Origin of the sequence: Psychroflexus lacisalsi (assembly GCF_020164495.1) — a bacterium.
GTDB lineage: Bacteria > Bacteroidota > Bacteroidia > Flavobacteriales > Flavobacteriaceae > Psychroflexus > Psychroflexus lacisalsi.
Genome location: NZ_JAIQYZ010000001.1, coordinates 1,403,468 through 1,422,209, shown reverse-complemented (window position 1 = coordinate 1,422,209; position 18,742 = coordinate 1,403,468). Strand labels below are relative to the sequence as shown.

Genomic DNA, 18,742 nt, shown 5'->3' with positions numbered 1-18,742 from the left:
AATTATAGTTTAAAAACAAAAGGTCATTTTTTAAAAAATGACCTTTTGTTTTTATGTAAATTAATCCATAAAGTGTTCGTTAATTTTCACCCTTAGTTTTCTAACATAATCTTCATAAAGCCAATCTCTATAATTTTTGGTGTTGTTAATTATACAATTGGAATAGCGTTTAATTCTGTCCTTTATATCATCTTTCAATTCCCTAGCGAGAATTCTGGCATCAAAGACATCTTCAGAATTTTCTGCACACATTTTTGCATGCTGTGCAATTGACTCTTCCAACACCAATTTTGATTTATCGCCATTGTTGACGGTTTCATTATATCGCCTTCTAATGTCAAATTCAATATTTTCAGAATTTTTAAACATTTCTCTCACTTCCTCAGGCATTTCATATTTGAAGTTGAGTTCGATTTCTTCATCAGAAACCATATTATCCAAGAAGTAATCAGGATTTTCAAAGATAAGTTGCCAATCTACAGAAGCATTCCATGGACCAAATCGAGCAATATTATTTCCTAAATCAATGACGTTGAAGGTATCTTTATTAGGTAACTTCCTAGACCCTCGTCCAATCATTTGGAAATAAAGCGTTAGCGATTTTGTAGCTCTATTAAGGATTATATTTTTTACGGTTGGTTCATCAAAACCAGTAGTAAGAATACTTACAGAGGTTAATATGGCGTCTGGCTTTTCTCTGAACCACTTCAGGATAGCTCTTCTTTCTTTTTTATTATGTGTGTTGTCCAGGTGTTTTATATCATAACCTGCATCTTTAAAAGTTTGATAGACATACCAAGAGGTATTGATACCATTATTAAAGATTAATGTTTTTTCACCTTTACATTTTTCTTCATACGCTTGGATCAATTTTTCCTGCATATCTAGATTGGTATACAAATCTTCAGAAGATTTTACTGTATAATCACCTGTTATACCGACTTGTAATGTTCCAAGCCCTACATCGTAACTAAACATCTGGGCTTCAGCCAAAAATCCCTTTTCAATGAGTGATGAAATGGAATTTCCAACAATAAGTTCCTCATAATTTCTATGCATTGGAAGTTTAATGTTAGAACTTAGAGGAGTTGCAGTTACCCCAAGTATAAAAGCTTTATCAAGGTATCCAAAGAGTTTAGTAAAAGAGTTGTAATGAGCTTCATCGATGATTGCCAAACCGATATTTTTCATATTCAGTTTTTCCTCATTCAACCTGTTATTCAAGGTTTCAACCATGGCAACGAAACACATGTATTCATTATCGTCTGGTAGTTCCTTAACTTTAGAATTAATAATTTTATTTCGAACACCAAAACCTTCAAGCATGTCTGAAGTTTGCTTACAAAGCTCTATTCTATGTGTAAGTACAATTACCTTTTTACCTGTCTTTTCAATATACCTTCTTACGATTTCAGAAAAAACAACTGTTTTACCGCCTCCAGTTGGGAGTTGGTATAACAAATTAAAGTTATCTGGAGAATTCTCAATCTTATCAAAAATCTTTATAAGGTCCTTTTCTTGATAATCATAGAGGCTCTTTTCTGCAGTATTTTCAGACATAAACTTCCTTGAGTTGAAATGTGATTTATTAATTTAAGATTTGCAAAAATACGCAGATTAAAGGGTTTATTGAAATTATTTAGCAATTTATAAGTCAAAATCTAAGCATCGTTGAAAGCCTAATGCGTAAGAATTAATGTTTATTTTTGAAAATAGTAGAAACAACTACCTATATATATAAACTAAAAATTATTTTTGCATAACATCTAAAAAAACTAAACCCTTGGAAAATAAAAAAGCACTTAAACTTATAGATTCTATTGTCAAAACTCTTGAATCCAACCAAATTGTAACTGACGAAGTGGTTGAAATGGTTAAAGAATTGAGACCATACGCAGTAGAAGAAAGCTTACCTGTTGTAGCCAAAACACTTAGATTGGTGTCTGAGCACATAGAAGAAAATGAAGTTTTTGCAATACCTATTCCTCAGGACGAACCACTTATTGATGAAGAAACAGGTGAAGAAATAGAACCTGAAAACTCTGAAATCATTACAGGATCTGAAAGCCTCTTATATTTAGTCAATCTGATAAAAAAGTCTGAAAATCCAGAAAATAAGACTGAAATAAGAGAGTATAATCGCAAAATGGAAGCATTTGCAGAATAAAAACTGAGTATGGGAAGAGCATTTGAATTTAGAAAGGCTAGAAAAATGAAACGCTGGTCCGCCATGGCCAAAACCTTTACAAGATTGGGTAAAGATATTGTAATGGCAGTAAAAGAAGGAGGTCCAGATCCAGAAACCAATTCAAAGCTCAGAGCGGTTATTCAAAACGCTAAGAGTGCCAACATGCCCAAGGATAATGTTGAAAGGGCTATCAAAAGAGCTTCGGATAAGAGCTTGGGTGATTATAAAACTGTTTTATATGAAGGTTATGCTCCCCACGGCATTGCAATTTTGGTGGAAACGGCAACAGATAATACAAATCGAACAGTAGCGAATATCAGGTCCTATTTTAATAAATGCGATGGCAATCTCGGGACATCTGGTTCAGTTGAATTTATGTTCGACCATACTTGTAATTTCAGGATTGCTTCTGAAGGAATTGATGTGGAAGAACTAGAACTTGAAATGATAGATTTTGGTGCAGAAGAAGTATTTGAAGATGAAGATGGAATTATGATTTACGCTCCATTTCAAAACTTTGGGGACATTCAAAAATTCTTTGAAGAAAGAAAAATTGAAATCGAGTCCTCTGGTTTTGATAGAATTCCACAAGTTACCAAAACACTTCCAGATGAACTGAAAGAAGATGTTGAAAAACTATTAGAAAAAATTGAAGATGATGATGATGTACAAAATGTGTATCATACAATGAACGAATAAGAAAAGGCTAGAATTTACATTCTAGCCTTTTTGGTTTTAGAAGCAATACGTCTGTTACATATTTTCAAAGATTGATTTCATCAATCTAGTTTTGTCGTTAAGACTTTCTTCCATAGAAATCATAGTCTCTGTTCGATTTACACCGTCTATATCATCTATAAGGAAGATTATGTTTTTAGCATGTTCTGTATTTTTTGCTCTTATTTTACAAAATAAATTGAATTTACCAGTAGTAACGTGAGCAACAGTAATATTCGGTATTTCTTCAATTCTATTAAGAACAAATTGTGTCTGAGAAGTTTTTTCCAAAAATATGCCTACATAAGCTATAAATGTATAGCCGAATTTTTTGTAATTCAAAGTTAAAGATGAACCTACAATAATTCCACTTTCTTCCATTTTCTTTACACGGACGTGAACGGTACCTGCTGAAATATCCAGTTTTTTTGCGATATCTGTAAATGGAGTTCTCGTATTATCGATGAGCATATTGAGAATTTGGTGATCTGTCTCGTCTAGTTTAAGTTTTCCTTTCATATGTTGAATCTTATCATTTTAAATAAAACGCAAAAATACTTAATAATTATGATTAAAAAAGAATGATTTGTCAAAATCTTTATCAATTATATAACGAAAACGTTATTGTTAAGTTTAAATGAGGGTAAAATCTCACCTTCTCTTAAAGAATTAGGTACTTCAAATTCTAAAACTTGCTTTTCTGCATCAATCTCACGATGTCCATAAAACAATTGAAGATCATCTATTCTTTCTATAAAAGGGATGAATTCAATCTTCTCATCAATCAAAGTTTCCTGATACTGAACTGCTACATCTTTAGTTTTATTGTTTACAAATACATTCCTTATTATAATATCATAGTATAACTTTTCATTTTCTGGAATTTCAAAGTATTTATCAATAAAGTTGAGCTGCTCATTATTGACTACATCAACAATCATATTTAATAAGGAAATAAAAATATACTTCCGGGTTTCTTCTCGTTCATAATCATTATCAAAATGACCAGCTTCAAAAAGGACAGTAGGAGTTCCGTCTTTTTGGAAAAAATCACCTATACAATTGATGTTGAATCCATCATCGTAACGCCCTACTTGACCAGGTATATGTTTTTGAAGTAAGTGATTTGCAGAGGAAATCAAACCCATTGATTTTTTTCTTGTGTCATTTATATCTCGCTCTTCATTGAAGGATGGAGAAAGAAAAGATACGGTCGCAGGTTTGTTTATATTTCCAGCACTAAAGATTGTTCTCTGGTCATGCATATTAAAGCAAAAATCTGGCTTAAACTTAGTATATACATTTTGTAAGACCTTACTTTCAGTTTGTGTTTGTTGAAAGGCATCTCGGTTCAAGTCAATCCCATTAGCATTCACTCTTGTGTGATTTACTGCTCCATCAGGGTTTAAAACTGGAATAATAATTAGGCTACATTTTTCAAACAACTCTTTAGAAAACTTATCATTCAAGCTTAAATAATTAAGCAAGTCAAAAACAGATTTTGTAGTGGTCGTTTCATTACCATGCATTTGAGACCATATTAAAATCTTTGTTTGTCCTTTTCCTAAAAGAAAAGAAGATATAATTCTACCTTCTTCGGAATAGCCTTCATTTCTGATCTTAAACTTATGAGATAAGGATTTCAATTGATCCAAAATATCACCTTCTTTAAGATATCGACCAAGAAGCTTTGAACACATGAATCGTGAGTATTCAGAAATAAGATTTAAATAATCTGGGGGGTGTAAATTCATGTTTACAAATGTATTAAAATCATAATACACAATTGTAAACAATCAGAATCATCCAACTGTTTACATATGTATACTGAATTGTTTGGTTTTTATTTGGATTGTTTGACTTACGGTGGAAATTTTCCTATAGCTGATATTTTAGAATCTATTAAATTTAAATAGAGTAAGTTATGTATTAAAATCTAAATGTTTACTTTATATGAATTAAGGATATTATTATTGTATTTGAAGCATTTTCAATTGTTTTGTATACATTTGTATCTAGTTAATTACCAATAAATAAACAGGTTTTACAATGGTAAACAGTGAGGAGTTTTCAAATCGATTGAAAGAAATCTTTGATTTTTATGAATTGTCTGCCTCATCGTTTGCAGATAAAATTGATGTCGGTAGAGCTTCTATTTCACATATTCTATCTGGACGAAATAAACCAAGTCTCGATTTCGTGATGAAAGTCGTTTCTACGTTTGAAGAAGTTGAACTGTATTGGCTATTAAATGGCAAGGGGAGTTTTCCTCCTAATGCTGATAAAATATCTAAAGCAATAAATACTAAGAAAGAAAATGAAGTTGAAAGCAAAGTAGAAATTGAAACTACAGAAGCAGAAGTTGATCCAGAAACAAGAAAATCATCTTCCACTAAAAAATCTATATCTAAAGTGATAATATTCTACACTGACGGAAGTTTTGAATCCTACGAAAATTATCCTAAAAGTTGAATCAATCTGCCGAATTGGATTAATTTTGCGAAAAAAGATTAATGCGTTATTTATTAATAATACTCTTTAGTGTAATTTTAGTGTCCTGTTACAATCCGCAGCGTGAATGCAAAGATTTCAAAACAGGTACTTTTGAATTTGAAACTTATCTGGATGGAGATTTAGTGAAAACTACTTTTATTAGGAATGATTCAATCGAAGTAGAAATCTATAAAAACAAAAAAGACACAGCCTCAATACGTTGGATCAACGATTGTGAATATGTCCTGAAATCTTTAAATCCTATAAACAGAGCTGAAAAGCAGCCTATTCATATGAAAATTATTTCTACTTCAAATAATTCTTACACATTTAAATACAGTATCGTAGGTAAAAATGAAAAGCAAAAAGGCCGTGTCACAAAAATAGATTAGTCAAATAGAGATGATTGTTGGTTATTTGGCTTATCATCTTCAGTTTCGTCTACTTCTGTTTCCAATTGTTCTTCTTCATAAAGCAATGGGTCAATCAAATCAATTTGTTTCACATTTTCTGAAGTCAATTGGTTTCCTTGGGCTTTAATGCCTTTAACGGATATAAACTCTTCAACGTTTACTATTTCATTATCTTTTCTGTCTTTGCCTCTAGCCTTTTTATATTCGATTTCAACCCTCGGAATGTAATCTGTCGAGATAATTTCTAATTGAGAGTTTGAATGATCCGTAATTATCAGTTCTTCTTTTTCGGGTTGTTCTATTAAGAATCGCTTGACATAATATTTTTCTTTTTCCCCTTCCCAGTAAACCGCGGATACTGGTTTCTTGGGATTCCACTTTTCCATGATGATCACATCATTTTCAAAATGAGTTGAGAGTTCTGGAATAATTGTTTTTACAATTCCATTTTGCCTTACAATAAGCAATCGGTCTTCCCCCTTAAAAGCTCCTAGAAGCTCACCACGCTCATCAACATTGAGGCGTCTCACTGTTTCATCAAACCAAATTTTTCGTGGTTTGAGCGTAGACACACCTTCCTCTTTCATCTCAACGTTTTTAATTGGCATTTTGGAAACTAAATTGCCTTTTACATTTCTTCCCTTAATGGCTAAGTCTGAAAAATCAATATCGAATTTTAATCTCTTAAGTCCTTTCTTCTGTCTCAAGAAAATTGTGACCAGCTCCGCTTCGCCATTAGGGTTTGCTGAAAAGTATAAAACTTTGGTACCTGGCTTATCTTTACCTATGCTGTAAGCTCTGTCTCTTGTAACTGAGGTTACAGCAAAACGTTTCATATAATTATATCCAGCTTTACCGTCGCGATAAATCAGATTATAAATAGTTCGTTTATCTTTTTTCTTAAAGATTCCAACGTAAATGATATTCTTACCAATAAAGGTCTTGCCCTCTACCTTAGTAACCATCATGGTCCCATCTTCAGTAAAACAAATAATATCGTCAATATCGCTACAATCGGTTACATATTCCTCTTTTTTCATAGAAGTACCTATGAAACCCTCACTCCTATTAACATAGAGCTTTGTATTTCTGATTACAACTTTGGTCGCTTCGATATCTTCAAAGAGCTGAATTTTGGTTTTACGTTCTTTTCCAGCACCATACTTTGTTTTTAGATTTTTAAAATAATTAATAGAATATTCTATCAAGTGATCAAGATCATGCTTTACATTTTCAATTTCACCTTCAAGAGCTTCAATTTTTTGTTCAGCTTTATCAAGATCAAATTTTGAGATCCTTTTAATTTTTATTTCGGTTAGCCTAGTGATATCCTCTCTTGTAATAGCTCTTTTTAAATGTTTAATGTGAGGTTGTAGACCTTTATCTATGGCATCTAAAACACCTTCCCAGGTTTCTTCTTCTTCAATATCCCGGTAAATTCGTTTTTCAATAAAAATCTTTTCAAGAGAAGCAAAATGCCACTGTTCCTGCAGCTCTGCGAGCTTGATTTCTAATTCAGTTTTTAATAAATGAACGGTATTCTCCGTGCTTCTTCTTAAAAGTTCGGAAACACCTAAAAAATGTGGTTTGTTATCTATAATGACACAACTTAAAGGAGAAATAGATACCTCGCAATTGGTGAAGGCATATAGAGCATCAATAGTTTTGTCTGGCGAAATATTATTGGGTAAATGAATTAAAATTTCAACCTCAGAAGAGGTGTTATCTTCAATTTTTTTAATCTTAATTTTACCTTTATCATTTGCTTTTAAGATTGAATCTATAAGCGTTGACGTATTTGTAGAGTAAGGAATTTCATTGACGATAAGTAAATTTTTGTCTCTTATCTCAATATTAGCTCTCACTCTTAGCTTTCCTCCTCTCAATCCATCATTATAATTGGAAACGTCTACAACTCCTCCAGTCGCAAAATCAGGGAAAATAGTGAAACGCTTACCTTCAAGATGTTTAATGGATGCATCGATAAGTTCAATAAAATTGTGAGGTAAAATTTTTGTACTCAAACCTACAGCAATACCTTCAGCTCCCTGTGCAAGTACCATTGGAAATTTTACAGGAAGATTTACTGGCTCTTGTTTTCTGCCATCATAAGAGATTTGCCACTCTGTAGTTTTAGGATTAAAGACAACATCCAAAGCAAATTTTGATAACCGAGCTTCAATATATCTCGATGCCGCCGCGCTATCACCTGTGAGAATGTTCCCCCAATTTCCCTGAGTATCAATAAGAATATCTTTTTGACCTATCTGAACAATTGCGTCGCCAATACTTGCATCTCCGTGTGGGTGATATTGCATGGTGTGTCCTACAATATTTGCAACTTTAGTGTAACGGCCATCATCTAAATCTTTCATGGAGTGCAAAATCCTACGGTGTACAGGCTTAAAGCCATCCTCAATGGCTGGAACAGCTCTTTCTAAAATTACATAAGAAGCATAATCCAAGAACCACTCTTGGAACATGCCTGTAACCTTTATAGATTCATCTTTAGCTGTAGGGTCGAAATTATCTTGAGAATCAGGAGTTAAATCTAAATCGTCACTCATAGGTTAGTTTGGTTTTTTGCTATAATTTTATCCAGAGATAATCTTAAGTATCTTGTTTTTTTTGGGCTCAACATGCTAATGTTTATGCTGATATTTTTATACAAACTTCTAGTTGAGCATTGAACGACCAACCTTCTGTAAAACAATAAGTTGATTATTTTATAGTTGCAAATCTTTTCTTTCTTTATTTCGTGAATTTTTGTTCTATAATTGATAAATTCAGATAATATTGCGCCTCTGTTCATAAATGAAACTAGAGTTCCTTCGCTATCATATTCGAAATATTTTCCAGCAAAGTAGATGTAAATTAACCAAAGGCTTATTAAAATGAGAGCGACGAAATAATATTTATCTGAAGGGAAAAGTTGTTTGCCTAGTTGCTGATTCAAAAATATGACAAGGAAGAAAAGTATTACTGAAAAGTAATACACGCCAGGTATTATTTTGACAACTCTATGGTTACTTAGCCTCATGGATTTCTTCTTCAACCTCCTCAACAAGGTCAATTTCTACTTTAAGATTGTCAATAATAAAGCTTTGTCGGTCTGGGGTATTCTTACCCATATAAAATTCCAGAATCTCTGGAATACTTTTGTACTTATCCAGCATTACTGGATCTAATCGAATGTCATCACCAATAAAATTTTTAAATTCATCTGGCGATATTTCACCCAATCCTTTAAATCGTGTTATTTCAGGTTTTCCTCTAAGGCTTTTTATGGCTTCTCGCCTTTCAGTTTCTGAATAACAATAAAAAGTTTGTTTCTTATCCCTTACTCTAAAAAGCGGAGTTTGCAAAATATATAAATGTCCTTCTTTGATCAATTCAGGAAAGAATTGAAGAAAAAAGGTGATAATCAATAGTCTGATGTGCATTCCATCGACATCTGCATCGGTAGCGATTACAATGTTATTATATCTTAAATCCTCGAGCGAATCTTCAATATTTAATGCAGCTTGAAGCAGGTTGAATTCTTCATTCTCATAGACTATTTTTTTGCTGAGTCCATAGGAGTTCAATGGTTTACCTTTAAGGCTAAACACAGCTTGAGTGTTGACATCTCTGGATTTAGTAATACTTCCGCTAGCGGAATCACCCTCGGTGATGAAAAGTGTAGTTTCTAAGTAACCTTCCTTTTTAGTGTCTTCCAAATGTATCCTGCAATCTCTAAGCTTTTTGTTATGAACACTTGCTTTCTTAGCTCTGTCTTTTGCTAATTTCCGTATTCCAGATAGATCTTTACGTTCTTTTTCTGCACGTAGAATTTTCCTGTGCAAAAGCTCTGCGGTTTCATTGTTTTTGTGAAGATAATTGTCCAATTTTTGCTTCATAAAGTCCAAAACATAAGTTCTTACAGTGGGGAGATCCCCTCCCATATCGGTAGATCCTAATTTTGTTTTGGTTTGGCTTTCAAAAACTGGTTCCATCACTTTTATACTAATGGCACAAACAATTGATTTTCTGATATCACTAGGCTCAAAGTTCTTTTTATAAAAATCTCTGATGGTTTTTACAATTGCCTCTCTGAAGGCAGTTTGATGTGTTCCGCCTTGTGTTGTATTTTGACCGTTGACAAACGAATGAAATTCTTCAGAATATTGAGCTTTACTAAAAGTGATCGCTACTTCTATATCGTTACCTTTTAAGTGTATAATTGGAAATAACCGATCTTCTTCTCTTATTCTGTCACTCAATAAGTCTTTTAAACCATCTTCTGAATAGTATTTTTCTCCATTAAAAAGTATGGTTAACCCCGGATTGAGGTAAACATAATTTTTAAGCATTTTCTCAATATATTCATTTCTGAAATTATATTTTTTGAAAATGACTTCATCAGGAATAAAAGTAACCTTGGTTCCTCTTCGTCTTGATGTCTCATCAAGATTTTCTTTATTTACCAAATTTCCTTGTTCAAATTCAGCAGAAACAGATTTGCTATCTCTTGTGGATTCAACTCTAAAGTAGCTTGAAAGGGCATTAACAGCTTTTGTACCAACACCATTCAGTCCTACAGATTTCTTAAAGGCGTTGGTGTCATACTTACCTCCAGTGTTCATTTTAGAAACTACATCGACAACTTTCCCCAGAGGAATTCCTCGACCATAATCTCTTACAATTACCTTTGAACCCTGAATTGAGACCTCGATAGTTTTACCAGACCCCATTACGTATTCATCAACGGAGTTGTCTAGTACTTCTTTAAGTAAAATGTAAACTCCATCGTCAGCTCCCGAGCCGTCTCCAAGTTTACCTATATACATTCCTGGTCGCATACGTATATGTTGCTTCCAGTCGAGAGATTTAATATTGTCTTCTGTGTACTTTGTTTCTTCTGCCATAATTTTTCTGAACACCGAAATATACTACGATTTCTCTAAAATAAAAATCTTAAACAAATTTATAATCCATTAGATATTTGAATCTGTTTGATCAATAAATAATTCAACAAAAACAAAAAAACCTCTATAGCTTGAAGCATAGAGGTTTATGAAATTATATTAATCTATGATATCAATCTTTATGCATAAAGGATTGCTTTCCTAATAATTCTTCTTCAGTTTCTTCATGTTCTTCATCAGGAACACAACAATCTACTGGACAAACAGCTGCACATTGAGGTTCTTCATGAAAACCTAAACATTCTGTACATTTATCTGCCACAATATAATATAATTCATCACTTATAGGTTCCTGAGCTTCTTCAGAATTAACTTCTTTACCATTTGGAAGGACAATATCACCTTCTAAATCTGTACCATCTGCATATCTCCAATCGTCTGCTCCTTCATAAATTGCAGTGTTAGGACATTCGGGCTCGCAGGCTCCGCAATTGATACATTCGTCTGTTATTTTTATAGCCATTTGAGTAATATTTATGTAAGTTTGTTCAAAAATAGGAATACTCTAACGGTTAGCCAAACATATGACTTTAAATACCAGAATAGATGCTTTTTCAGAACTTGGAATTACTTTACAAAATTACATAGAATCTAAAAACTCAAGCTCTAATTTTTCACAAAAATTGACTAATGTCATTAGAAATTCTGAAATTCAAAATGCTTGGTTTGCGCAGTCTCAGATTCATAATGCACTTGAGGAATGGTCAAAAGCCTTGACTAAGGAAAATTTATCCAACTGGTTACAAACCTACTCTTTTGATCAGTTTGTAGAAAAAAGAGTTGCTGTCGTTATGGCTGGAAATATTCCCTTGGTAGGATTTCATGACTTTTTGAGTGTTTTGATCTCTGGTCATGATTTCATTGGCAAGTTATCTTCAAATGACAGTTTATTAATTCCTTTTCTTGCTGAAGAACTTATCGCTATACAGCCTAAGTTCAAATCCAAAATCGAATTTACCAAAGATAGACTTCCACAATTTGATTCTGTCATCGCCACTGGCAGCAACAATACTGCCAGATATTTTGAATATTACTTTAAGAATAAGCCACACATCATTAGAAAAAATAGAAATTCAGCTGTTGTCATCAATGGTACAGAATCTAAAGAAGAGTTAGAAAAACTAGGTGACGATATTTTTAAATATTTTGGATTGGGTTGTAGAAACGTTTCCAAATTATTTGTTCCAGAAGGCTATGATTTCGATAGCTTTTTTAAAGCAATGTATAAGCATAGAGAGGTCATAAATCATCATAAATACGCAAATAATTACGATTACAACAAGGCTGTTTATCTTATGAGTTCAGTAAAACTTCTAGATAATGGGTTTTTAATTTTAAAAGAAGATGAACAATTTTCATCCCCGATCGGTGTTCTTTTCTATGAGACTTATTCCGATCAAGCTCAATTAGAACAAAGATTGAAGAATGAAAAAGAAAACATTCAATGTATCGTTGGAAAGAGTGAGCTTGCAGATGTAGGTTATGGCCAGACTCAGCACCCGAAGTTATCTGATTATGCAGACGGTGTAGATACCATTGATTTTTTGACGCAAAAAGATATATAAATATGGAAAGACCCCATAATTTTAGCGCTGGGCCTTGTATACTTCCTTTAGAGGTTTTTGAGAAAGCATCTCAATCTGTTATAGATTTAGATGGTTCAGGACTATCTATTCTGGAAATTTCCCATAGAAGTTCAGCTTTTGTTGAAGTTATAGAAAAAGCGAGATCACTTGCTCTGGAACAACTTAATTTGAATAATAAGGGCTATAAAGCATTATTTATGCAAGGTGGTGCTAGTATGCAGTTTTTAATGACAGCCTACAATCTACTTCAAAAAAAAGCTGGTTACCTCGATACTGGAACCTGGTCTGCTAATGCTATAAAAGAAGCTCGTAATTTTGGTGAAATTGAAGTGATTGCAAGTTCCAAAGACAGTAATTACACCTATATCCCAAAGAATTATACCATTCCGGAAGGACTCGATTATTTGCATTGCACTAGTAACAATACGATTTTCGGCACCCAGATGAAATCCTTTCCTCACCTTAAAGAAACGCCTCTGGTTTGTGATATGAGCAGTGATATTTTCTCCAGAAATATAGATTTTTCTCAATTTGACCTTATCTACGCTGGTGCTCAGAAAAACATGGGTCCTGCAGGGGCAACCTTAATCGTTGTGAAAGAAGAAATTTTAGGAAAAGTAAGCAGGAATATTCCTTCTATGATGAATTATGAATTATTCATCAAGAAAAAAAGCATGTTCAACACACCTCCTGTATTTTCAGTCTATGTTTCTATGCTTACGCTGGAATGGCTGGCTAGAAACGGTGGTGTTTCAGCTATGGAAAAAAAGAATCAAGCAAAAGCTGATTTAATTTATTCTGAAATTGATAGAAACTCTTTGTTTGAGGGATTCACAGCGAAAGAAGACCGTTCTATGATGAACGCTACTTTTACATTGAAAAATAAGGTTTTAACGCCAAAATTTGATGAGCTTTGGAAATCAGCTAACATCAACGGATTAAACGGTCATAGAAGTGTTGGTGGTTACAGAGCATCAATGTACAACGCCTTATCGATAGAAAGCGTAAAAGTTCTGGTGGACGTCATGAAACATTTTGAAAAAACTATATAATTACTTTTAAATGAAAATATTAGCAACAGATGGCTTTTCTGAAATCGGCATTAATTTATTGGAAAATGCTGGTCATGAAATCATTATCAAAAATGTAGCTTCAAATCAATTAGTCAACTTTATAAATTCAAATAACATAGAAGGAATTCTGGTCAAGAAAACAACTCCCCTATCAGAAGCCGATATTTATGAATTTGAGACCATAAAGTTTATCGGAAATTGCGAAAGGAATTTTCAACATATTAATGTAGATGCAGCAGAAGAAAATAATATTCAAGTATTTTCAGCTGAAGATGCCTGGTCAAATAGCGTTGCAGAACTTACTATAGCACATCTTCTTAGTTGCATGAGACATCTAAAAGATTCAAACCGAGAAATGCCTCTTGAGGGAGATCAAAACTTTAATTCTCTTAAGCGTTCATTTTCAGGCGGAGTTGAAGTCAAGAATAAAATTCTTGGCATTATTGGTTTTGGAAAAGTTGGACAAGAAGTAGCTAAGAAGGCAATTTCTTTAGGAATGCAAGTGAAGTTTTACGATAAAACTATCGAAACGGCTGAACTTAAATTGAGTTTTTTCGATAATCAACACATAAAATTCAATTTATCATCTTCTACCTTAGATGAAGTTTTATCCACTTCAGAAGCGATTAGTCTTCATATTCCTAAAACTGATAGTTACTTAATCGGTGCAAAAGAACTTAAAAAGATGAAACCTACAGCTGGCATAATCAATACTTCTCATGGTAAATGTATTGATGAATTTGCTCTGGTTAAAGCTCTTGATAACAATGAATTGATGTTTGGAGCATTAGATGTTTTTGAAGATGAACCCCAGCCTCCTATTCAATTGCTTATGAATCCAAAATTATCACTTACTCCTCATATTGGAGGAGCAACTCAGGAAACTCAAGATCGAATTGCTAAAGAACTTAGCGATCAAATCATTTCATTTTTGAACTAAATATTATGAAGGTATTTTTTTTAGGATTATTTTTAATAGTAAGCTTAACTGGAATCTCACAAACACAATCTGGGAAAGCTTCATTTTATGCAGACAAATTTGATGGGCGTCCTACTGCTAGTGGAGAAATCTACAAACATAATCTTTCTACAGCTGCTCATAGAAAGCTGCCTTTTGGCACTAAAGTGAAAGTAACTAATCTTGAAAATAACAGAACTGCTATCGTTAAGATAAACGATAGAGGTCCTTTTATAAGAGGACGAATTATAGACTTGTCTCGATCTATAGCAGAATCATTAAATATAGTAGATAGTGGTGTATCAAACGTACAGATAGAAGTTCTTGACGATAGCGCATCAGTTTCCAATGAAAATGCAGAATATAAAGCTCCTTCTTATACTGAAGAAGAAAAACGAGCATCTAAAACTTCGACTACAACTAAAAAAAATATCTCCGAAAATTTTAATTCCTCATCTAGGAGTACAGATGAAATTAAAGAATATTATGAGCTTAATGTCAACGAAGTCTCACCAGATTTCTACGGTGTGCAAATAGCAAGTTTTGAGGAAAGTGATAATTTACTAAGACTTTCCAACAGATTGAAAGTTAGTTATAACAGTGAAGTTTTAATTCAAATCAAAACCTTTCAAGGAACTAAGGTTTATACTGTCATCTTAGGTCAGTTTAACAATAGAAGGTCTGCGGAAAATTTTAGAGACAGAATAAATGATAAATATCCAGATTCATTCATAGTAGATATGACTAAAAAAGATTAAATTTAGATATGAAGTTATTTTTGCCTTTATTTTTAATTATCTGCATTATAAGTTGTTCTGTTCAAAAAGAAAGAACTTCCACTGAGACAAGTGACGACAGTAGTCAAAATGATACCATACGTATTGCAAATGACAGCTTGGAGTATGAAATTATCATCTTTGAGCCTGGTTTTAACACATGGCTTGTAACACAGAAACCCAGAGGCTATTACAACCTAAATTATCTGGAACAGCGCAATAGAATTTTTGTGATAAATTACAACCAAAGAGTTCTGAATCCATTTCAATATGATCCAAACTTGTACCCACAACAAATCAATTATGAGTACAATGTAGATTATGGTTACGAAGTCAATTACCTTCTTTATTTCTATTTCGTCTATTTTCAACAGGAATATGGCCAAAAATTGAGATAAGCTTTTGTATTTTTGCAGCATGAAGAAATTAAAAGAACGCTGGGGCATACAATCCAACTTTCAATTGGTTATAATTTTTATAGTTTTTGCCATTACAGGCTCATTAGCTGCTTATCTTGCCAAACCAGTTTTAAATTTTATAGGATTATCACGAGAAGTATTTCCAGAACATTTTTTTGGAGGGTTTTTATATTATTCCTTAAGGATTTTATTCATTTTCCCCATCTATCAGGTTCTGCTTGTAGTGATTGGAACTATTTTTGGCCAAAATAAATTCTTTTGGAATTTTGAAAAGAAAATGCTTTCGAGATTTGGACTTGGTTTTCTTTTTCAATAAAGGTTAATACTATTTCTATTCTAGATAAAAATATTAAATTAGCGGAAAATTAATTTAACTTGAAAATCAAGCAAATACTTAGTTTAGTGTTATTTATGGTGTTGACGACGACTGTCGTTAATGCACATGCACTTAGTCATTTGTTTGATGATGACGTATCAAACATAGAACATTGTAAGATATGTGATGAATATGTATTGACTAGTCAAGATAATATCTCCTTTGCAGTTAATAACGTTGAAGAATTTGTAACTCCGTTTATAGAGATCAGAATTGAATCTTCCGTTGAAAGTACAAGAGACATTCTAGTTATTACTTATCCTTCAGGCAAATATTACAACAAACCTCCCCCATTTGAACTAGTTTAAAGTTTTCAATCTTTTTTCTAACTAGTTTAATTTTAATTTATGTTTCAGAAGTTTATTCTTTTGTGCTTATTTTTAAGTGTACATCTCAGTGTTTCCGCCCAAAATTATAATTTAACTATCTCAGGTCAAATTATAGATAAACACGATAATTCTAACCTTCAAGGGGCAGTAATAGCTATTAATGATAGTAATACTGTAGTATATAGTGATGAAAATGGGAATTATAAACTAGAAAATCTCTGTCCGGGTGATTTAATTTTAAAAGTTACTCATCCTTATTGTGAACCACAAACAAAGAAAGTAACCCTGAAGGGAAATTCCGTAATCAACTTTCGTTTAGAACATCATCTTGAAGAACTAAACGAAGTTTTGCTTAAAGGAAAACTTTACGATAAAAATCTCAATTCATCTATTTCCAATCAGATAAAAACTGAAGAGCTTGAAAATTTTAGTAATGCCTCTTTAGGCGATGCTTTAAAAACGTTAAGCGGTGTTTCATCACTTAATACTGGAAGCTCCATTGTAAAGCCAATTATACAGGGTTTACATAGTTCTAGAGTATTGATCATCAATGACAATGTACGGCTTCACGACCAACAATGGGGTGAAGACCATGCCCCCAATGTAGATATCAATTCAGCAGCCAATGTAACCGTAATTAAAGGTGCATCAGCATTAAAATACGGTGGAGACGCTGTAGGAGGTACAATTGTAATCGAACCGCAGAAAGCGCCTTTAAAAGATACATTGATGGGGAAAACCATTTTAACGGGAGCGACAAATGGACGAGGCGGGACGTTAGCAACCAGTCTAATTAAAGCTAATTCCAACGGATTTAATTACAGGATACAAGGGAGTTTAAAACGCTTAGGAGATTTAGAATCTCCAAATTATCAGCTTACTAACACTGGACAACGCGAGAATAATATTAGCTTAGGAATTGGACTCAATAAAATCGATTATGGGATTGATTTTAGTTATAAACTGACCAATTCAGAAATTGGAATTTTAAGAGCTGCTCATATAGGAAATATTACAGACTTAGAAATATCTATAAATAGACAAATACCCAATTTTATAGATGATTTTTCATATTCTATAACTAGTCCTAAACAGGAAGTTACCCATCAAATATTTAAACTAAGTACCTTCAAAAAACTTAAAGGTATTGGTGAAGTCAATCTTCAATATTCTTTTCAAAATAACGACAGACAAGAGTTTGATGTGAGAAGAGGAGAATTGAGAGATAAACCTGCAATGGATATGAATCTTAAAACTCATACTCTACTGGCTCAATTGGAATGGACAGCTCTTGAAAATTTTGACTCGAATTTTGGAGTAGAATTAAATGCGCAGACTAATCTACCTAATCCAGATACAGGGGTACGAAGACTTATACCAGATTATGATATGTATTCTGTTGGTGCATTCGCTACAACAGAATATGATCTAAGCAACAAATGGAAAGTCGATGCTGGTATACGATATGATTTTAGTGCCATTGATGCTGAAAAATTTTATTTTGAAAGCAGATGGGAACAATTAAATTACGATGAAATCTTTCCTCAATTTGAAACCAACAGGATAGAAAACGGTCAAATTTTCACTACTCCGAATTTTGACTACCATAATGTTTCTGGAACTATTGGAGCGACACACACTTTTGCTAATGACTGGCAGTTAATTACAAATCTTAGTTCGGCTAGCCGCGCACCAAATCCCTCAGAATTATTCAGTGATGGATTGCACCATAGTTTGGCAAGAATTGAATTGGGTGAACTGCAAATTGATTCTGAGCAGTCTTTTAAAATTGGTGCTGAGCTACAGGGAACCGTTGATAACTTTGGGTTCAGCTTACAGCCCTACTATAACCACATAAATAATTTTATCATTTTAGAACCCAGCGGAGCAGATACTTCAATAAGAGGTGCTTTTCCTGTTTGGCAATATAGACAAAGTGACTCTAGATTATTTGGTGTTGATGCATCTGCAAGTTACACCTATCGAAATTTTGATTTGGTCTCCAATTTAGCCTATGTAAATGGTCAGGATTTAGAACAAGATTTACCGCTAATTAATATGCCTCCGTTCAACATTAGAAATGCACTTACTTATAGAAAAACAGAATGGAATAACTTTTACATTTCTTTTATTAGTCAATTGGTTACGGAACAAAATCGATTTTCAGACAACAATTTTGACGTAAGAATCATCAATAGAACAACTGGTGAATTTGAAGAAAAGGAAGTGGATATAAGTACCCCACCCGAAGCTTATCATTTGCTAGATATAAGAAGCGGGATGCAATTCGAATTTGGAAAAAAAAGACTCCAAATCAATTTAATAGTAAACAATATGTTAAACGCATCATATAGAAGCTATCTCAATGCTTTACGATTTTATGCCGATGAAGTTGGCACCAATGCTATGTTACAATTAAAACTCAATTATTAACTCAAATCAAAATT

18 protein-coding genes are annotated in these 18,742 nt (G+C 33.0%); 12 read left to right on the top strand and 6 right to left on the bottom strand.

Annotated features, from left to right (window positions below):
- Positions 1-60 precede the first annotated feature (60 nt).
- A complete protein-coding gene (locus LB449_RS06620; protein WP_224454282.1) occupies positions 61-1,560 on the bottom strand; it encodes a DEAD/DEAH box helicase in 1,500 nt (499 codons plus the stop codon).
- 223 nt (positions 1,561-1,783) lie between these two features.
- On the opposite strand from LB449_RS06620, the gene LB449_RS06615 reads away from it, so the two are divergent.
- Together LB449_RS06615 and LB449_RS06610 are read left to right on the top strand one after the other, a co-directional pair.
- Positions 1,784-2,167, top strand: coding sequence for a hypothetical protein (locus LB449_RS06615; protein WP_224454281.1), 384 nt, complete (start codon positions 1,784-1,786; stop codon positions 2,165-2,167).
- Between the two features lie 9 nt (positions 2,168-2,176).
- On the top strand, positions 2,177-2,887 hold the full coding sequence (locus tag LB449_RS06610; RefSeq protein ID WP_224454280.1) for a YebC/PmpR family DNA-binding transcriptional regulator: 711 nt from the start codon (positions 2,177-2,179) through the stop codon (positions 2,885-2,887).
- A 54-nt stretch (positions 2,888-2,941) separates the two neighbouring features.
- On the opposite strand, the gene LB449_RS06605 is transcribed toward LB449_RS06610, so the two are convergent.
- Both LB449_RS06605 and LB449_RS06600 read right to left on the bottom strand, forming a co-directional pair.
- Complete coding sequence (locus LB449_RS06605) at positions 2,942-3,424, bottom strand: Lrp/AsnC family transcriptional regulator (RefSeq protein ID WP_224454279.1); 483 nt, start codon at positions 3,422-3,424, stop codon at positions 2,942-2,944.
- An 86-nt stretch (positions 3,425-3,510) separates the two neighbouring features.
- Positions 3,511-4,659 (bottom strand): M14 family zinc carboxypeptidase, encoded by a 1,149-nt coding sequence (locus tag LB449_RS06600; protein ID WP_224454278.1) that lies wholly within the window; start codon positions 4,657-4,659, stop codon positions 3,511-3,513.
- Between the two features lie 295 nt (positions 4,660-4,954).
- Between LB449_RS06600 and LB449_RS06595 the strand changes: the two genes are divergently transcribed.
- Together LB449_RS06595 and LB449_RS06590 are read left to right on the top strand one after the other, a co-directional pair.
- On the top strand, positions 4,955-5,377 hold the full coding sequence (locus LB449_RS06595) for a helix-turn-helix transcriptional regulator (RefSeq protein ID WP_224454277.1): 423 nt from the start codon (positions 4,955-4,957) through the stop codon (positions 5,375-5,377).
- Between the two features lie 41 nt (positions 5,378-5,418).
- Positions 5,419-5,790, top strand: a complete 372-nt coding sequence (locus LB449_RS06590; protein WP_224454276.1) for a DNA topoisomerase IV — start codon at positions 5,419-5,421, stop codon at positions 5,788-5,790.
- Here LB449_RS06590 and LB449_RS06585 read toward each other — a convergent pair.
- The 3 genes from LB449_RS06585 to LB449_RS06575 form a co-directional block, all read right to left on the bottom strand.
- Complete coding sequence (locus tag LB449_RS06585) at positions 5,787-8,378, bottom strand: DNA gyrase/topoisomerase IV subunit A (protein ID WP_224454275.1); 2,592 nt, start codon at positions 8,376-8,378, stop codon at positions 5,787-5,789. The genes LB449_RS06590 and LB449_RS06585 overlap by 4 nt on opposite strands.
- A gap of 459 nt (positions 8,379-8,837) precedes the next feature.
- Positions 8,838-10,718, bottom strand: a complete 1,881-nt coding sequence (locus LB449_RS06580) for a DNA topoisomerase IV subunit B (RefSeq protein WP_224454274.1) — start codon at positions 10,716-10,718, stop codon at positions 8,838-8,840.
- A gap of 172 nt (positions 10,719-10,890) precedes the next feature.
- A complete protein-coding gene (locus LB449_RS06575; RefSeq protein WP_224454273.1) occupies positions 10,891-11,241 on the bottom strand; it encodes a 4Fe-4S dicluster domain-containing protein in 351 nt (116 codons plus the stop codon).
- 61 nt (positions 11,242-11,302) lie between these two features.
- Between LB449_RS06575 and LB449_RS06570 the strand changes: the two genes are divergently transcribed.
- The 8 genes from LB449_RS06570 to LB449_RS06535 all read left to right on the top strand — a co-directional run bounded on the left by LB449_RS06570 (position 11,303) and on the right by LB449_RS06535 (position 18,728).
- Positions 11,303-12,343, top strand: coding sequence for an acyl-CoA reductase (locus tag LB449_RS06570; protein ID WP_224454272.1), 1,041 nt, complete (start codon positions 11,303-11,305; stop codon positions 12,341-12,343).
- Between the two features lie 2 nt (positions 12,344-12,345).
- The gene (gene serC / locus LB449_RS06565) at positions 12,346-13,416 is read left to right on the top strand and encodes a 3-phosphoserine/phosphohydroxythreonine transaminase (protein ID WP_224454271.1); all 1,071 of its coding nucleotides are present in this window, start codon (positions 12,346-12,348) and stop codon (positions 13,414-13,416) included.
- 10 nt (positions 13,417-13,426) lie between these two features.
- Positions 13,427-14,377 carry an NAD(P)-dependent oxidoreductase gene (locus tag LB449_RS06560; protein WP_224454270.1) on the top strand — a complete coding sequence of 317 codons (951 nt, stop codon included), beginning with the start codon at positions 13,427-13,429 and terminating at the stop codon, positions 14,375-14,377.
- A 5-nt stretch (positions 14,378-14,382) separates the two neighbouring features.
- A complete protein-coding gene (locus LB449_RS06555; RefSeq protein WP_224454269.1) occupies positions 14,383-15,153 on the top strand; it encodes a septal ring lytic transglycosylase RlpA family protein in 771 nt (256 codons plus the stop codon).
- A gap of 8 nt (positions 15,154-15,161) precedes the next feature.
- A complete protein-coding gene (locus LB449_RS06550) occupies positions 15,162-15,569 on the top strand; it encodes a DUF6146 family protein (RefSeq protein WP_224454268.1) in 408 nt (135 codons plus the stop codon).
- Between the two features lie 19 nt (positions 15,570-15,588).
- Positions 15,589-15,906: a DUF6787 family protein gene (locus LB449_RS06545; protein ID WP_224454267.1), complete on the top strand. Its 318-nt coding sequence runs from the start codon at positions 15,589-15,591 to the stop codon at positions 15,904-15,906.
- 95 nt (positions 15,907-16,001) lie between these two features.
- Positions 16,002-16,274 carry a hypothetical protein gene (locus LB449_RS06540; RefSeq protein ID WP_224454266.1) on the top strand — a complete coding sequence of 91 codons (273 nt, stop codon included), beginning with the start codon at positions 16,002-16,004 and terminating at the stop codon, positions 16,272-16,274.
- A 39-nt stretch (positions 16,275-16,313) separates the two neighbouring features.
- Positions 16,314-18,728, top strand: coding sequence for a TonB-dependent receptor (locus LB449_RS06535; RefSeq protein WP_224454265.1), 2,415 nt, complete (start codon positions 16,314-16,316; stop codon positions 18,726-18,728).
- Positions 18,729-18,742: the final 14 nt, after the last annotated feature.

What these genes read in the sequence shown, in the direction of transcription:
- LB449_RS06550 (WP_224454268.1), top strand. Translation starts at nt 15,162, where the DNA reads ATGAAGTTATTTTTGCCTTTATTTTTAATTATCTGCATTATAAGTTGT.
- LB449_RS06605 (WP_224454279.1), bottom strand. Translation starts at nt 3,424, where the DNA reads ATGAAAGGAAAACTTAAACTAGACGAGACAGATCACCAAATTCTCAAT.
- serC (WP_224454271.1), top strand. Translation starts at nt 12,346, where the DNA reads ATGGAAAGACCCCATAATTTTAGCGCTGGGCCTTGTATACTTCCTTTA.
- LB449_RS06620 (WP_224454282.1), bottom strand. Translation starts at nt 1,560, where the DNA reads ATGTCTGAAAATACTGCAGAAAAGAGCCTCTATGATTATCAAGAAAAG.
- LB449_RS06590 (WP_224454276.1), top strand. Translation starts at nt 5,419, where the DNA reads ATGCGTTATTTATTAATAATACTCTTTAGTGTAATTTTAGTGTCCTGT.
- LB449_RS06545 (WP_224454267.1), top strand. Translation starts at nt 15,589, where the DNA reads ATGAAGAAATTAAAAGAACGCTGGGGCATACAATCCAACTTTCAATTG.
- LB449_RS06585 (WP_224454275.1), bottom strand. Translation starts at nt 8,378, where the DNA reads ATGAGTGACGATTTAGATTTAACTCCTGATTCTCAAGATAATTTCGAC.
- LB449_RS06555 (WP_224454269.1), top strand. Translation starts at nt 14,383, where the DNA reads ATGAAGGTATTTTTTTTAGGATTATTTTTAATAGTAAGCTTAACTGGA.
- LB449_RS06540 (WP_224454266.1), top strand. Translation starts at nt 16,002, where the DNA reads ATGGTGTTGACGACGACTGTCGTTAATGCACATGCACTTAGTCATTTG.
- LB449_RS06535 (WP_224454265.1), top strand. Translation starts at nt 16,314, where the DNA reads ATGTTTCAGAAGTTTATTCTTTTGTGCTTATTTTTAAGTGTACATCTC.
- LB449_RS06610 (WP_224454280.1), top strand. Translation starts at nt 2,177, where the DNA reads ATGGGAAGAGCATTTGAATTTAGAAAGGCTAGAAAAATGAAACGCTGG.
- LB449_RS06560 (WP_224454270.1), top strand. Translation starts at nt 13,427, where the DNA reads ATGAAAATATTAGCAACAGATGGCTTTTCTGAAATCGGCATTAATTTA.
- LB449_RS06570 (WP_224454272.1), top strand. Translation starts at nt 11,303, where the DNA reads ATGACTTTAAATACCAGAATAGATGCTTTTTCAGAACTTGGAATTACT.
- LB449_RS06580 (WP_224454274.1), bottom strand. Translation starts at nt 10,718, where the DNA reads ATGGCAGAAGAAACAAAGTACACAGAAGACAATATTAAATCTCTCGAC.
- LB449_RS06600 (WP_224454278.1), bottom strand. Translation starts at nt 4,659, where the DNA reads ATGAATTTACACCCCCCAGATTATTTAAATCTTATTTCTGAATACTCA.
- LB449_RS06595 (WP_224454277.1), top strand. Translation starts at nt 4,955, where the DNA reads ATGGTAAACAGTGAGGAGTTTTCAAATCGATTGAAAGAAATCTTTGAT.
- LB449_RS06575 (WP_224454273.1), bottom strand. Translation starts at nt 11,241, where the DNA reads ATGGCTATAAAAATAACAGACGAATGTATCAATTGCGGAGCCTGCGAG.